Annotated in this window: 10 protein-coding genes and 3 pseudogenes; 2 read left to right on the top strand and 11 right to left on the bottom strand. The window is 61.4% G+C overall.

The features are described from left to right. Window positions 1–3: 3 nt before the first annotated feature. The 7 genes and pseudogenes from UCMB321_RS15355 to UCMB321_RS15325 all read right to left on the bottom strand — a co-directional run. Window positions 4–1,143 carry a hypothetical protein gene (locus tag UCMB321_RS15355; RefSeq protein ID WP_040068257.1) on the bottom strand — a complete coding sequence of 380 codons (1,140 nt, stop codon included), beginning with the start codon at window positions 1,141–1,143 and terminating at the stop codon, window positions 4–6. After that, window positions 1,122–2,567 (bottom strand): alkaline phosphatase family protein, encoded by a 1,446-nt coding sequence (locus UCMB321_RS15350; protein ID WP_040068255.1) that lies wholly within the window; start codon window positions 2,565–2,567, stop codon window positions 1,122–1,124. Before UCMB321_RS15350 ends, UCMB321_RS15355 begins: the two co-directional genes overlap by 22 nt. Continuing rightward, entirely contained in the window at window positions 2,557–3,789 is a 1,233-nt protein-coding gene (gene eboE / locus UCMB321_RS15345; protein ID WP_040068253.1) for a metabolite traffic protein EboE, read from the bottom strand. Before eboE ends, UCMB321_RS15350 begins: the two co-directional genes overlap by 11 nt. Beyond that, complete coding sequence (locus UCMB321_RS15340; RefSeq protein WP_040068251.1) at window positions 3,786–4,670, bottom strand: TatD family hydrolase; 885 nt, start codon at window positions 4,668–4,670, stop codon at window positions 3,786–3,788. The genes eboE and UCMB321_RS15340 overlap by 4 nt, the downstream gene beginning before the upstream one ends. Before the next feature lie 39 nt (window positions 4,671–4,709). Continuing rightward, window positions 4,710–5,492, bottom strand: coding sequence for an EboA domain-containing protein (locus tag UCMB321_RS15335; RefSeq protein WP_040068249.1), 783 nt, complete (start codon window positions 5,490–5,492; stop codon window positions 4,710–4,712). Continuing rightward, window positions 5,489–6,379, bottom strand: a complete 891-nt coding sequence (locus UCMB321_RS15330) for a UbiA family prenyltransferase (RefSeq protein ID WP_040068246.1) — start codon at window positions 6,377–6,379, stop codon at window positions 5,489–5,491. The genes UCMB321_RS15335 and UCMB321_RS15330 overlap by 4 nt, the downstream gene beginning before the upstream one ends. Continuing rightward, a pseudogene (locus tag UCMB321_RS15325) lies at window positions 6,376–7,569 on the bottom strand (3-dehydroquinate synthase); the annotation flags it as partial. The pseudogene UCMB321_RS15325 and the gene UCMB321_RS15330, both read right to left, overlap by 4 nt. Before the next feature lie 308 nt (window positions 7,570–7,877). Here UCMB321_RS15325 and UCMB321_RS15320 point away from each other — a divergent pair. Further along, window positions 7,878–10,127, top strand: a complete 2,250-nt coding sequence (locus UCMB321_RS15320) for a bifunctional diguanylate cyclase/phosphodiesterase (protein WP_245220806.1) — start codon at window positions 7,878–7,880, stop codon at window positions 10,125–10,127. Between the two features lie 47 nt (window positions 10,128–10,174). Next, entirely contained in the window at window positions 10,175–10,909 is a 735-nt protein-coding gene (locus UCMB321_RS15315; RefSeq protein WP_040068244.1) for a substrate-binding periplasmic protein, read from the top strand. 103 nt (window positions 10,910–11,012) lie between these two features. Here UCMB321_RS15315 and UCMB321_RS15310 read toward each other — a convergent pair whose 3' ends face one another. The 4 genes and pseudogenes from UCMB321_RS15310 to UCMB321_RS15300 form a co-directional block, all read right to left on the bottom strand. Continuing rightward, window positions 11,013–11,852: a PhzF family phenazine biosynthesis protein gene (locus UCMB321_RS15310; protein WP_052451244.1), complete on the bottom strand. Its 840-nt coding sequence runs from the start codon at window positions 11,850–11,852 to the stop codon at window positions 11,013–11,015. A gap of 34 nt (window positions 11,853–11,886) precedes the next feature. Continuing rightward, window positions 11,887–12,348: pseudogene (locus UCMB321_RS15305) on the bottom strand (cupin domain-containing protein); the annotation flags it as partial. A gap of 44 nt (window positions 12,349–12,392) precedes the next feature. Then, a pseudogene (locus tag UCMB321_RS30730) lies at window positions 12,393–12,524 on the bottom strand (GNAT family N-acetyltransferase); the annotation flags it as partial. Window positions 12,525–12,608: 84 nt separating this feature from the next. Then, window positions 12,609–13,769, bottom strand: a complete 1,161-nt coding sequence (locus UCMB321_RS15300) for an FAD-dependent monooxygenase (RefSeq protein ID WP_040068242.1) — start codon at window positions 13,767–13,769, stop codon at window positions 12,609–12,611. Window positions 13,770–13,780: the final 11 nt, after the last annotated feature.

Below are 13,780 nucleotides of genomic sequence, written 5' to 3'. Positions count from 1 at the left end.
TCCTTAGCGTTGCCACTGGGCGCGTTTGAGCGACCAGACAAAGTCCAGTTTGTTGTAACCGACAAAAGCCGAGTCCGGAGGGGGGGCGGTGGGGTAGACGATGCCACCCTGTTCTTTCATGGCGAAATTGAAATAGCCCTTTTTCGCCGAGTAAGCCGCTGTGTCATGGCAGGCAAAGCACGACGACTGGCTCTGAAAGGCTGACTCCAGTTGGGAGTTGGCCAGCAGAGTGGGGTTGGTCCTGGACTGGACGCCGATCAGTTCGTAGCGCGACAGTCCGGGATACTGGGCCTGGAACTGGCTATTGACCGGCTTGGCGGCGCTGGTCGGCCCGGTGGTGTTGGTCATCGGCGTGGCGGGGATAGCGTTGGTCACGGTGTACTTGCTGTTGTTGCGGTTTTCGAAGGTGGTCCAGACCCAGTCGGGATTGAGCTTGTTGATGACGTGCAAGCCGCTCAGTGCCGCATAGCCGACTTGGTATTTGCCGTCTTGCAGGTAATAGGCCTGGGCGATGTAGTAACCGTCTTTTTCCAGTGCCTGTTTGTAGTCGGTGTTGGCGCCAACCCACAGCCAGGCGGCTTTCAACTCCCAGGCCTGGGAGGGGAACTCCAGGTTGCTGGTCAGGGCGGCCTGGCCGTTCATGTTGTAGACCTTGTGTTGCACGATGTAATCGAAGGTGCCTTCGCCCATCAGCAGTTGAAAGCGCACGGGTTTTCCGCGCTCGGTCGGGGGTACGGCACCGCCCATTTCCAGCATCATGCCATCGACCTGTTGCGTGGCATTGAGGTTATGGAAGGTGCGGGAGGGGTCCAAACCCAGCGTCTTGGCTTGCGCCAGCACCTCGGTCGGGGGCGGTACGGGCGTGCCATAGGGGGTGGGCTTGGCACCATTGACCAGGTAGACCTGGTCGGTGGGTTTCATGGATTCCCACTCACGGTTGGGGCTTCCGGTGGCGGCGGGCTGGTTCAAACAGACGAACCAGTTCCAGGCTAAGGTCTCGGGACTCTGCTTGAACGCTGCCCGGGTCTTGTTGATGTCTCCTCCGAATTGAAAGAATTTGGTGCAGTCGAAGTTGTTGGTGTTCTCGGCCTGGGCCAAACCGGCCAAGGCACTCAGAACTGTTATGGAAATGGCTCGCCGCATGGAAGCTCCTTGGCATTGGCCGGGTCGGTGTGTGAATGCCCCAGGAAGTGCTCCAGGAGCAGTTGCTTCACTTCCGTGGCCGCAAGACGCTGAGGCAACGGCAGATCGCAATCGGTGATGAGTAGCGGGCCGGTCTGTTCGCTAGCGGGCAGGCGGCCATGGCTGCCGCGGACCAGGCGGGTGTCCAGCGGAATCAGGTCCATGTAGTAGCGAAAGCCGAGCTTTTTCTGCAGCAGGCGGCGCGCCACTTTCAATTTGGGGAAACGGATGGCCGGGTCGATGAACAGCTCCAGCGGGTCGTAGCCGGGCTTGCGATGGATGTCCACGGTGCGGGCAAAGTCAGGTGCCTTGCGATCGTCGAACCAGTAGTAGTAATCGAACCAGCAACCCGCCGCGGCCACGGTCACCAGCTCGCCGCTGCGCGGATGATCCAGCTGCCAGGCGCGTTGTTCGGCTTTATCCAGCACCTGCTCGATACCGGGCTGGCGCTGCAACAGCGCCTTGACCCGAGGGATGTCTTGCGCCTGCTTCACGTAGACATGCGCGATCTGATGATCGACAACGGCAAAGGCTGCACTGGCGCCGGGATCGAGCAATTCCCAGGTCAGCGACTGGCGCACCTGCAACAAACCTTCCGCGCGCAATAAACGGTTGATGGAGACCGATTGCTCGACGGCTTCGATCCCGTATTCGGACAGCAGCATCACCGCCGCGCCTTGCGCTCGGGCAAAGGCCAGCAGACGCCCCACTTCACTGTCGATGGCCCGCACCTCGTCGGCAATCGACGGATGATCCGGGCCCAGGCGCTGCAGGCTGTAGTCGAGATGGGGCAGGTAGACCAACTGCAGGTCGGGGCGATCGAGCTGGAATTCGGCCATGGCGCAGTCGACGATCCAGCGGCTCGACGCGATACCGGCCGCCGGGCCCCAGAAGCTTGGAAAGGGGAACTCGCCAATCTGCCGCTCGATACGCTCGTGTAACGCTGCCGGTGCCGAATACAGGCCGAACATCTTGCGACCATCGGCCGGATAGTGAGGGCGTGGGGTGATGGCGGCGTCCACGTCCGCATACATGTTGTACCACCAGAACAACTGGCTGCAGCGAAACCCGGGGAGCTGCCGCTTGAGTGCCTGCCAGACTTTTTCACCCTGGATCAGTGCGTTGGGCTGCAGCCAGAAACGCACTTCGGCCTGATCGCGAAAGTACCAGCCATTGCCCACGATACCGTGCTCCGACGGCGCCAGACCGGTGAGGATCGAGGCCTGCACCGTGGACGTGACGGCCGGAAACACCGGTTGCAGGCTGGCCATCTTGGCGGTTTTCAACAGGGCATTGATGTGGGGCGTCGCCGCCCCCAGCAGCGCCGGTGTCAGCCCCACCACGTTGATCAGCAACAGCGGTTGACGCGGGTGATCAGAGGGCATCGGCGTACACCTCCCGTGTCTGGGGATGCAGCAAATGCCGCTGCCGCAGTTGGTCTTCGACCCAGTGCAGTTCCGCGGCGATTCCCTGGAGTTGGGCGTGCTCGGTCGTGGGCCGCAATTGGGCGGGCAGGACGCCCCAACTGTAGGTTTCCACTTCCAGCACGGGACGAAAATCCCCATGGTCCGCCAGAAAGTCGAAGGTCTGCGCCAGGGCGATCTGACTGCCGCTGAGTTCGGGCAACAGCAGGTGTTCGCTGAACAGCGGAATGTGGAAATGAATCCTCAGTTCCGGGTATTGCCCCGGGTTCTTTGCACAATCGTCGAGGGCGGCGGGAAGGTCCGCCCAGGCCAATAAGCGGTCCTGCGCATCTCGGGCTTTCACTTGATGCAGGTAGGTGGTTTCGGCAAAGTCGCTCAATGTCTTGAGGACGTGTTCGCGCCGGTTGCTGTCTTGAAGGGGCAGGCGACAGATCAAGGCGTTGGACAGCTGGATCTTGCCGACGGGCACCCGTGCCTGACGCAGTCGGTCCAGCGACTGATAGCAGTCTTCGAACATCACGGCCTGGTGGCAGACATCAAAACACAGCGCCAGATGTTCATGGTGCGGGTCAGTGGTTTGCCAGTGACGGAAAAAGGCGATGGCCTGGTCGGTGTGTTCCAGCACGCAGTCCGGCTCCATCTCCAGGCAGAACACGATTTTCTTGCCTGTCTTCAGATGCAGCTTGGCCAGTGAAGCCGTGAGTTGGCGCAACTGAGACTCGGCACGCTGCTGCAACCTCGGGTTCCAGCTGGCGGCATAGCCCAGCGGCACGGTGGAAATCACCCCCTGGCGACAGTCTGGCGGCAAGGCCTGCGCGAGGATCCGCGCCAGATTCAGGCTGTACGCCAGCCGTTTCGGATTGGCCCAACTGGGCAGATAGACTTCGGCTTTCACCGCGCCCTGATGAAATTGGCCGTAGGGAAAACCATTCAGCGAGGTCAGGCGTAGCCCGCTGCGTTGCAGCAGATTCAGGAAGTTCGAACGGGCCGACATCTGCTGCAATTGCGCGGCGGCGAGGGCACTGATCCACAGTCCGCTGTCCTGCTCGTTGAGTCCGCGCAACTGGCGCACCCCCTGGAAATGCGCCTCGATCGAGGCGCACAGTCCGGCCAGCTCGGGGGTGGGGTGGACGTTGCTGCAATAACCGATTTGTGTGGGCATCCATGCCCTGGCCTGGCTCATTTGACCACCGGCTCCTGACCGCGCAGGGCCGAGTTTTCCTGCCATTGTCGGCGTTGATCGATGGGCAGCGGGGTGCTGACCTGGGTCTTGTCCAATTGTCCGCTCTGGGCGAAGAAGTCCACCGGATTGTGAAACAGCACCTGCTCGACCTGTGCTTCGCTGAAACCGGCGGCGAGCATCGCCTGGCCGGTTTTCGGTACCTTGAGCGGGTCGCTGATGCCCCAGTCGGCGGCGCTGTTGACCACCATCTTCTCGGTGCCGTACTCCTGCAACAGGGCGACCATGCGCTGCTCCGACATCTTGGTGTTGGGGTAGATGGAGTGGCCGCGCCAGCAGTCGCTGTCCAGCACCAGGGGCAGGGTCAGTTCGTTGAGGTGGTCGATGATCACCAGGTGCTCGGCGATACCGACCTCGCGAATCACGGCCAGGGTGCGCTTGGTGCCACCGATCTTGTCGCGGTGCGGGGTGTGCACCAGCACCGGCAGGTTGAATTGCCTGGCCAGCTCCAGCTGCGCGGCGAGGAAGCGGTCTTCTTCCGGGGTGATGTCGTCGTAACCGATCTCGCCGACCGCGACGACGCCGTCCTTGACCAGATAGCGAGGCAGGATCTCCAGCACCTCATTGGCCACCGACAGGTCATTGGCCTCCTTGGGATTGAGGCCGATGGTGCAGAAGTGATGGATGCCGAACATGCTGGCGCGAAAGCGTTCCCAGCCCAGCAGCGTGTCGAAGTAATCGATGAAGCTGCCGACGCTGGTTCTGGCCTGGCCTTGCCAGAAAGCCGGTTCGATGACCCCGGTGATACCGGCGGCCGCCATGTTCTGGTAGTCATCGGTGGTTCGGCTGACCATATGAATGTGCGGGTCGAAGTACTTGAGCATGGTGAGTCCTCGTCTAGGGGAGAGGGGCGCCGTTGAGCATCAGCTCGGTGAGGGGCTGCTGGGGCTGGGCAGGTGCTCACGCCACTCCGGCGGTAAGCGTTGCTGCTGACCCAGGTCGACCAGGCGCAGGCGTTGCGCCGGGTCGAGCAAGCCGAAGGCAATCACTCGGGGCAGCCCTGCGGACACCGTCCGTTGCGCAGCCAGCTGTTCTTCCAGCAGGTCCAGCGCCAACTGATTGAGGGTGACGCTGTGGCGTTGGGTCAGACCGACCAGGCGCCCTATGTCGAGTCCCATGCCCAAGGCTTTCAGCACCAGCTGGTGGAAGGCCCGTTCGCTGTAGTGGCGCGCCGGGTAGAGGGTGTCCAGGGCGAGGGCGGCAAACACCTGGCTGTTGCTGGTCCGTCCGGCCTGCAGCGCCAGCTCGACGCAGAGCCCGTGGCTATCGAGCCAGTCCAGGGCTTTCAAGAGGGCGATCTTTTCCTGATCGTCGCCCCACAGAAACAGCTGGCGCAGCAAAGGCAGTTGCCCGGCGGCGGGTTGTTGCTCCAGGGCCTGGGCCAGCAGCAACGCCCGCGCCAGCTGGACGTTGCTCCAGCCGGCACTGTCGGGCAGTGCCTGCTCGTTGAGGCTGCGCTTGCACTGGCTGCTCAAGAGCGCCGAGGTGTTGGCGTCCGGGTGTTGGGCGAGCCTCTCCTGCGCCTGGCGCCACCACTGCCGCTCGCAGTCATCGAGCTGTCGGGTGAAGGCCTGGCGTTGTTCGACGAGGCACTCGTGCCGCATGGCGAGGGCGGTCGATGGCTGTGCAGTGACGTCCATGTTCATGTCGGTTTGACCCAGCGCTGGAAGTGTGGAAGCAGGAAAAACACCAGGACGCATAACAGGCTGCCCAACGGTTGGTTGGCCATGGCCAGCACCAGGGCATCGAACAGCGGCAGGGCTGCCAGGCCGGCGCCGATAAAGGCGCGGACCTGCCGTTGCCGTGGGTTGGCCAGGTGGCGCCAGTAGTGCCAGCCCAGCCAGCCCAGCCAGAGCAGCAGCACGGGCCAGAACCAGTCGTTGTCGGCATAGAGCGCCAGGGCCAGTGGGCTCAGCATGAGGATCAGCGGCAGGCGGCTGAGCAACTGGTTGCGATGCTCCTGCCGGGCCAGGTAGGTCAGTCCGCTGATGTAGACGCCCAGCAAGATCGCACACAGCCAGATCGGCTCCGGTGGCACCGCCAGGCTGGCCGCGGCGGTGAGGTAGAGGGTCGAGCGGCAAGCCCCCATCAGCCAGACGCTGTGGGCGTATTTCTTGTGCAGCAGGTTGTAGCCGAGGATGCAGCTCACCAGCAGGGTGGCGCTGACCAGCAGCCAGTGCGGCTGGTCGATCAACCGGCTCAAGCCCAGCACCGAGGCGGCGGCCACTATCAGCATCAGCGCGGTGGCCAGGCCCACCTGCTGGCGGCTGACCAGCCCCAGGGTGATGGGGCGGGGGTTGTGGTGCTGCTGGTCCCAGTCGGCGTCCAACAGGTCGTTCAACAGCATGCCGGCCAGGTAGAGCGCCGACAGTGCCACCAGCAGCAGGATCCACATCAGGGCCGACGGTGGCGCCAGGGCCCCGGCACTGCTGGAGAGCAGGGCGGCGGCCAGGGTATTGGTCCACACCGTGGGCAGGTTGGACACCCGGCCCAGGGTCATCCAGGTCTTCAGGTTCGGCGCTGTGTGGCTCATGGCGCGCAGCTCTCATGTAAACCCAGCACCAGGCCGGAGCGGGTCGACAGCCGCAGCAGCGCTTCCTCCATCAGCGTGGCCTCTATTTCATGCAGGTCCACCGATTCGCCGATCCGCTTGAGCATGGGAATGGAAAGTTGCCCGCCCAGGTGCTGGCGGAACTCCTCCAGTCCGAGCAGGACCTGTGAGCGCCCCTGTGCATCTTTCAACAGCAGTTCCGGCGGGCACAGGCAAAAGCCGAGTTTGAGCAGCAGGCGCAGCACGCGATCGGTGTCGGCATCGCTCAACAGGCCCTTGGCATTGGCATAGAGTCCATCCAGGGCCATGCCCACCGCCACGGCCTCGCCGTGGCGCAGCCTGTGGCCACTGAGGTTTTCCAGTTTGTGCGCGGCCCAATGCCCGTAATCCAGTGGCCGCCCGTTACCGCGCTCGAACGGGTCGCCGGCTCCGGTGATGTGCTCCAGGTGCAGTTCGGCACAGCGGCGAATGGCATAGCGGCTGGCCGGGTGATCGAAGTGGGCGAGGGCGTCGGCCTGTTGCTCTATCCATCGGAAAAACGCCGCGTCCTTGATCAGCGCCACCTTGACCGCTTCGGCCAGCCCGGCAATCTGGTCGCGACGGCTCAGGCTGGTCAGCAGTTGGAAGTCATTGATCACCGCGGTGGCGGGGTAGAAGGCCCCCAGCAGGTTCTTCTGGCCGAAGGCATTGATGCCGTTCTTCACGCCGATGCCCGCGTCGTTCTGCGCCAGCACCGTGCTCGGGATACGGATCAGGCGAATGCCACGGTGGAAGGTGGCGCTGGCATAGCCCACCGCATCCAGCACCGCGCCACCGCCCAGGGCCAGTACATAGCTATGCCGGTCCAACCCATGCTGCAGCATGTCGGCGTACAGTTGCTGCAACACCTGTGGCGCCTTGCTCGTTTCGCCGGCCGGGACGGCAATCGGCGCGGCCAGCAAATGCAGGTCTGCGGCATGGGTGGCAAAGTAGCTATCGATCTGTTTCAGCAACTGTGGGGCGCTTTGCAACAGTTGCTCATCAGCGAACACCAGCACGCTGACAGGAACCTGATGCTGCGCTGTCAACTGGCGGTGCAGGCAGGGATTTTCCGGATCGAACAGATGATCGGTGAACACCACCGGGTAGTCGTAGCTCACTTCGAAGCGCCCGCGCAGCACTTGCTCGGAGTCTTGCTTTTGCGAGAACGCACGATACCCATGGCTGCGATTCATCAAGCATCCCTCTTGATTGTGATGACTTAATTCGTGTCAGCAACTAAAAACAGCGCGTGGCTTTTTTAAGGAAAGAGATGCCCTCCGTCTGAAGTGGCGGGTTTCATGTACGGTGAGTTGTGCTTTGAGAGGCAATGGTGAGCCTAGACCGGCATACTGCTTTTGCAAGCTTGCTGGCTGGCAGTTTGGGGGTGAACTTTTTCAGCGCAAATACACGAAGCCGTTACACTGATGACGGTGATTGCAGGCATGAAGTGGTAAAGAAAATGGACTCTGGAGTCGGATTGATCAGTGGTGAAGAAGCCGAGCGCTTGAAGGATATCGAGCACCGGCTGCTCTCGATGTCGGTCAATGCCACCCGCTCGGCCACCTGTATCGTCGATGCCGAGGGGCACCTCATTTATGTCAATGACGGGTTTGTTCGATTGCTGGGCTATGCCCGTGAAGAGGTGATCGGTCAGTCACCGCTTATATTCTTTGCCTCGGATACGCGAGCCAAAACCTATGCGCAGCAGGTGCTGGAAAAGCTCTTCGGCGGTCAATCCAATGAAATCAGCGCGCTGATCAGCAAGCGTAATGGCCAACGGCTGTGGCTGCATGTTTCCTCGACGCCGGTGTTCGATCATCAGGGCAAGGTCGAAAACATCGTGATCGTCTTGACCGACATTACCCGGACAAAGCTGCATGAGGTGCTGCAGGACAAGATCATTGGCGCGTTGTTGAAAGAGGCGTCGCTGGAGAGCGTGCTGACCTTGCTGTGTCAGGAGATCGAACACATCGCCCCCGAGGTGGCGGTCTCGATCCTCAGTGTGGACCCGGCGGGCATTCTACACCCCTTGGCCAGCCCGGGCCTGCCGACGGACTACTCCAGGGCGATCGAGGGCCTGTCAATCGGCCCGGCCAAGGGTTCCTGCGGCACGGCGGCCTACAGGGGCGAGCCGGTCCTGGTCACGGATATTCACCACGATCCGCTCTGGGCCGAGTTCCGGGCCCTGGCGAAACTGTCGGGTTTTCAGGCGTGCTGGTCGGTTCCGGTACGCAACGGTGCGGGACGGGTCGCGGCGACTTTTGCGCTCTACTTCCGGGAGTGTCGCGGCCCCGATCCTCTGCATATGCATCTGGTGACGGCGGGAATCCACCTGTGCATGCTGGCGCTGGAGCGGGAAGAGGCTCGGCAGTCCATTCGCCGAATGGCCTTTTATGATGCATTGACCGGTCTGCCCAATCGCAATTTCCTGCTGGCCCAGGCCGAGCGGATCCTGCTCGAAGTCGCTGAAGAACAGGCCGAGCTGGCGGTACTGTTTGTCGACCTGGACCGTTTCAAGCAGGTCAACGATGCCCTGGGGCACGCTTCGGGGGACGAACTGCTGCAAGTCATGGCGCAACGGCTGCGCAGCGTGCTGCGGGAGTCGGACATTGTCGGGCGTTTGTCCGGGGATGAGTTCGTGCTGGTGTTGCCACGGATGAACGCCACCCAGGTCACGACCTTTCTTGAACGACTGATGATGATCCTGAGTGTCCCGGCCACCATTGCCGGGACGGCCGTGGTGGTGTCGGCCAGTATTGGCATCAGTCTGTTCCCGGAGGACGGGCGGGATATGGAAAGCCTGCTGCATTGTGCCGACATCGCCATGTACCAGGCCAAGCGCGTCGAACGCGGCAGCTTCAGTTTCTTTCTCGAAGAGATGAACAAGATCGCCCAGGAGCGCTTGATGCTGGAGACGGCCTTGCGCAAGGCCCTGGCCGGTGACGGGCTGCATCTGGTCTATCAGCCGCAGGTCGATCTGCGCAGCGGACGTCTGGTCGGTGCCGAAGCGCTGGCGCGCTGGGTGCATCCGACGCTGGATCATATTGCGCCCAGCCGATTCATCCCTCTGGCCGAGGAATGCGGGCTGATCAATGCGCTGAGCCAATGGGTGTTACGGGAAGCTTGCGAGCAATTGGCGCTGTGGCGTCGAGAAGGATTGGTGGTCCCCTCCTTATCGATCAACCTGTCGCCGATCAACTTCCACAACCGGAATCTGGCCGAGTTGATCGACCGGCAATTGCAGCTTTGCGATTTGCAGCCCCGCGACCTGTGCGTGGAGGTGACCGAAGGCGTCTTGTTGTCCAGTAGCGCAGGCACCGAACAAACCATCCGCGATTTGCATGCCTTGGGGGTGCGTCTGGCGATTGATGACTTTGGCACCGGTTACTCCAGCTTGGGGTATTTGCGGCGTCTGCCGATCAGCGAGTTGAAACTGGACAAGAGCTTTGTCGATGACCTGGAGCGCGACGCCTCCTGCCGCGCCCTGAGTGAGTCAGTCATCGGTATCGGCAAGGGACTTTGTTTGCCGGTGGTGGCGGAAGGGATCGAGCACGCTGCCCAGCGCGATATTCTCATGGCTCAGGGCTATGAGGTCGGGCAAGGCTATTTCTTCTCGATCCCTCTGCCGAGCAAGGCGTTCGCGCAATGGGTCATGGCGCACGAGGCCGGGTTCCGTGCGGAGGTGGCGGGTGAGGTGCGAGACAGCTAGGGGACGGCTGGCATAAACTGAACGGACCATTACGTTGAGGTGGCTTCATGAGGTTGCTGTTCGGCTGCGTGCTGTCTTTCCTTGCTTTCTCGGCTGTCGCAGCCGATCTGCGCATGCTGACCGATAACCATCCGCCCCTGAATTTCCAGCAGGGTAATGAGCTGGTGGGGTTCGGCGTTGACGTGGTGCGCACCCTCGCACAAAGCGCGGGCGATCAAGTGCGTATTGAGCAAGCCCCCTTGCTTCGGGCCTTGCAAGTCGCCGGCACTGACTCGGATACGGCGGTCTTTACCGTGTTGCGTACTGCCGAGCGCGAGTCTCACTACTTGTGGGTCGGTCCTTTGATGGAGGTTGAAACGGCACTCTATGCAGGCTCCGCAACGGCGCAGCCAGTGCTCAACCTGCAACAAGCCGGCGCTGTCGACCGGATCGCAGTGCCGCGTAAATGGCTGGCTTACGATTACCTGAAAAAACAGGGGATGAAAAATCTGTATGGCGTGGACACCCCAGAGCAGATGATGAAGTTGCTACGTCTGGAGCGAGCGGATCTGATCGTCGCGGATACGCTCACCGTCGCCACACTGGCTCGCGAGGTTGGACTTGAGCCCAACGCACTGCACTACCAATTGCCACTGATGACGCAGGGCGCCTATATCGCCTTCTCCCCGCAGACGGACGCTCGCCTGGTTGCACGCTGGCAGAGCGCGCTCGATGAGATGAGCCGTGATGGACGCCTGCAACAGCTGAAGCAGCGCTGGCGGATTGATCACGTCACAAAGTAACTGCACGGGACTTGGACGATCACTACATGTCGTCCCGCCTCGGTCCCCGGCCTCAGCGGTTACTCCCTCTGGAAAGTGGCGGAATTATCTCAGTGCTCAGCCGTTAGGCTGACGGTTGCATTTCGATAACCTGGCCGCCCACACAGACCCTTCCATCAAGAACCGACGCACTGATTCGACAGGGATTCCCCAAGGCCTGTCCTTGGTAAAGGATGATGTCTCTTGCAAGGAGTACCCTGAGCGCACCTGCGGCTACCCCCGTCGCAGCATCCTCGAGGCGCTCGTCCAGATGGTTGAAGTTACGCCCCTCATACACTTGCCCTTCGCGGTGTACGTAGGCATAGCAACCGCTGATAGCAGACGTTTTCCCCCACTCTACAATCCCATGGAGGTCGGGGTGTAGCGCATGCAACGCGTCAAAGCTGACCATTTCGACCAGTAATTTCGGGCTCCCTATGGAGGCGACGGCTGGCGGCACCTTGATTGCTGATGTCGGGCAGCCGAGCAAGTTTGCAATGGCATCCCAAGAGGGCGCGGGCATCTTTACCGGTTGAGGCGTGACGCTGACATACATCTCATTTGCGGACTGGGTATAGTGCAACGCCTGTTTATTCATGGACGTCAGCATCAGCCTCGAATGCTCTGCGACACGGCTGGTTTGCAGGTAGTGGGCGGCTGCCAACGACGCATGTAAACACAGGGGGCTCCTGGCATGCGGATAATAGAAATCAAGAATACACGGCCCGAGGCCGTCGTTCTCAACGTTGATAAATACGCAAGCATTGGCATTTTGCAGGGTTGCAAAACGTTGACGATCCTCGACCGACCACTCGGAGGAACCCCCTCCAAAAATGACGACAGCTTCGTTTCCGCTGTCCGGGCCCGTGCCAAAACATTTAAATCGCTTCAAGTGCCGGTCCGGCGCATAGATAATTGGTTTCACTCCGGCATCTCACTCAATACGAAATAGGTGCGGCTTATTTTACAGCGTAAAACTTGCGCACATACCGGGTGCTTTTCCATGCGCACGGCGCGCCTCGCGGGACGAACACGGTGTCACCGGTGTTGATTGTCAGGCTTGTACCATCAGGCGCCCGCAGGATGACATTACCTTCGATCAGGTGCATCAATTCGTAGAGTTTATGCGGTCGGTCATGACGCTCGTACGGTGTCGAGTCCCAGACGCCCACACGCAGGTCGGTGGTGTTGTCTTCGAAGGCATTGTGTGAACGGCACTGCGGGATGGGCCCGATCAGTATGTGGGGGGCCGGTGCGGCCGAAGGGGAGAGCATTGCTTGCGGGTCCAGTGCTGTCAGCCCTGGTGTCGGTTCAGCCGTGGGGCCGATGACGGCACAGAATGCCCAGCGAGTATCGGGTTGCGCCAGGAGCCGGAGCGCTGTACCGCGTCCGATTACGGCGCTCGCACCGATACCCAGTTTGGGCTATTGAGGGGGTGGCAGTGGTGTTTTCTTGCGCGCGGTGGTCAACCCATGGCTTGGGTGACGAGGGCGAACTGTCGGAGGCCGTTGAGCGCTTGTGGCGGTGTGCCCAATGCCATTTGTGCCACGGTGTCGACCTGCTTGAGACCGACCTTCTCCAGCCACTCGCTCAAGCCACGAGCGGGAGTGCAAGACGATCGCCGTGCGGGCTGACAGCATCAACCACCCGGATGAATAACCCCGGATGTGGATACGCCTGTTTATGCATTGGGTTTGAACGACAATATATCGATGTTCTTTTTGCGCAAACTGCTCTGTGGGGTCAGGCGGAAATACCATTCTCGCAGCCAGCAGGCGAATCTCGACTCGGCTTGTTCGATGCCGCTCATAAAACGCGCGGCATTGACGATTCCATTGACCCGCGGATGTCGACGCGCCTGGTAGTGCGCCAGCGCGCTGCGCAGGTCTGGCGTTTGCCCCAGGTGATCGACCAGCACCACGGCATCTTCAATCGCCTGCGCGGCGCCCTGGCCCAGGCTGGGCAGCATGGGATGAGCCGCATCGCCCAACAGTACCACCTGCCCATCACAGAATTGCTCCACGGGCGCGCGATCCCGGGCATGCATTTTCAATATGGCGTTCTCGGGCGTGGCCTCGATGGCCGCGAGGACTTCTGCTGACCAGCCGGCGTAGGTGTCGAGCACCTCCTGCTTGCTGATGCGCAACGCGGCCTCCGCAGCGTTGCCGTGGTTGCAGGTGCCCCACCAGTACGCCTGGCCATCCCCGACATCGCAAAGGCCAAAGCGCTTGCCGCGCCCCCAATAATGCGCCACATAGCCTTCGGTCAGCAGCGGGTGGCTGAGTGGCGTTACCGCCAGCCAGGCAATATAGCCGGATGGGCGCGTTGGCGTTTCGCCCAACATCTGCTGGCGGATCACCGAGTTCAAACCGTCGGCGCCAATCAGCAGATCGGCCTGGTGCGTGCTGCCGTCCTCGAACGACACCTGCACCCCCTCCGGGCAATGGGCGTAACCCACGCAGCGCAACCCGGTGGTCAGGGTGTCCGGAGTGAGCTGTTGGGCCAAGGCACGTAGCAGCAATGGACGTTGGATATTCAGGCTGGGGTAACCCAATTGTTCGCCGATCTCGTGGATGGGCATGCTGGTGATGGGCTCGCCATTGTGCTTCTTGAAGAAAAACTGTCGGATCACCTGGCCCGCTTGTTCCACCGGAACGTGGGCATCGATTGAATGCAACGCGGCCATGGCGTTGGCCATGACCGACAAGCCGGTGCCGCTGGCACGTAGAGTCGGGGCCGCTTCGACAACCTTGACCTGCCAGCCGGCCCGCTGCAGTGCGATGGCGGCAGTCAGTCCGCCGATACCGGCACCTGCCACGATGGCTTTTCTGAGTTCTTTCATGCTGCGTCACC

Origin of the sequence: Pseudomonas batumici, from assembly GCF_000820515.1 — a bacterium.
GTDB lineage: Bacteria > Pseudomonadota > Gammaproteobacteria > Pseudomonadales > Pseudomonadaceae > Aquipseudomonas > Aquipseudomonas batumici.
This window is presented reverse-complemented; position numbering and strand designations above follow the sequence as displayed.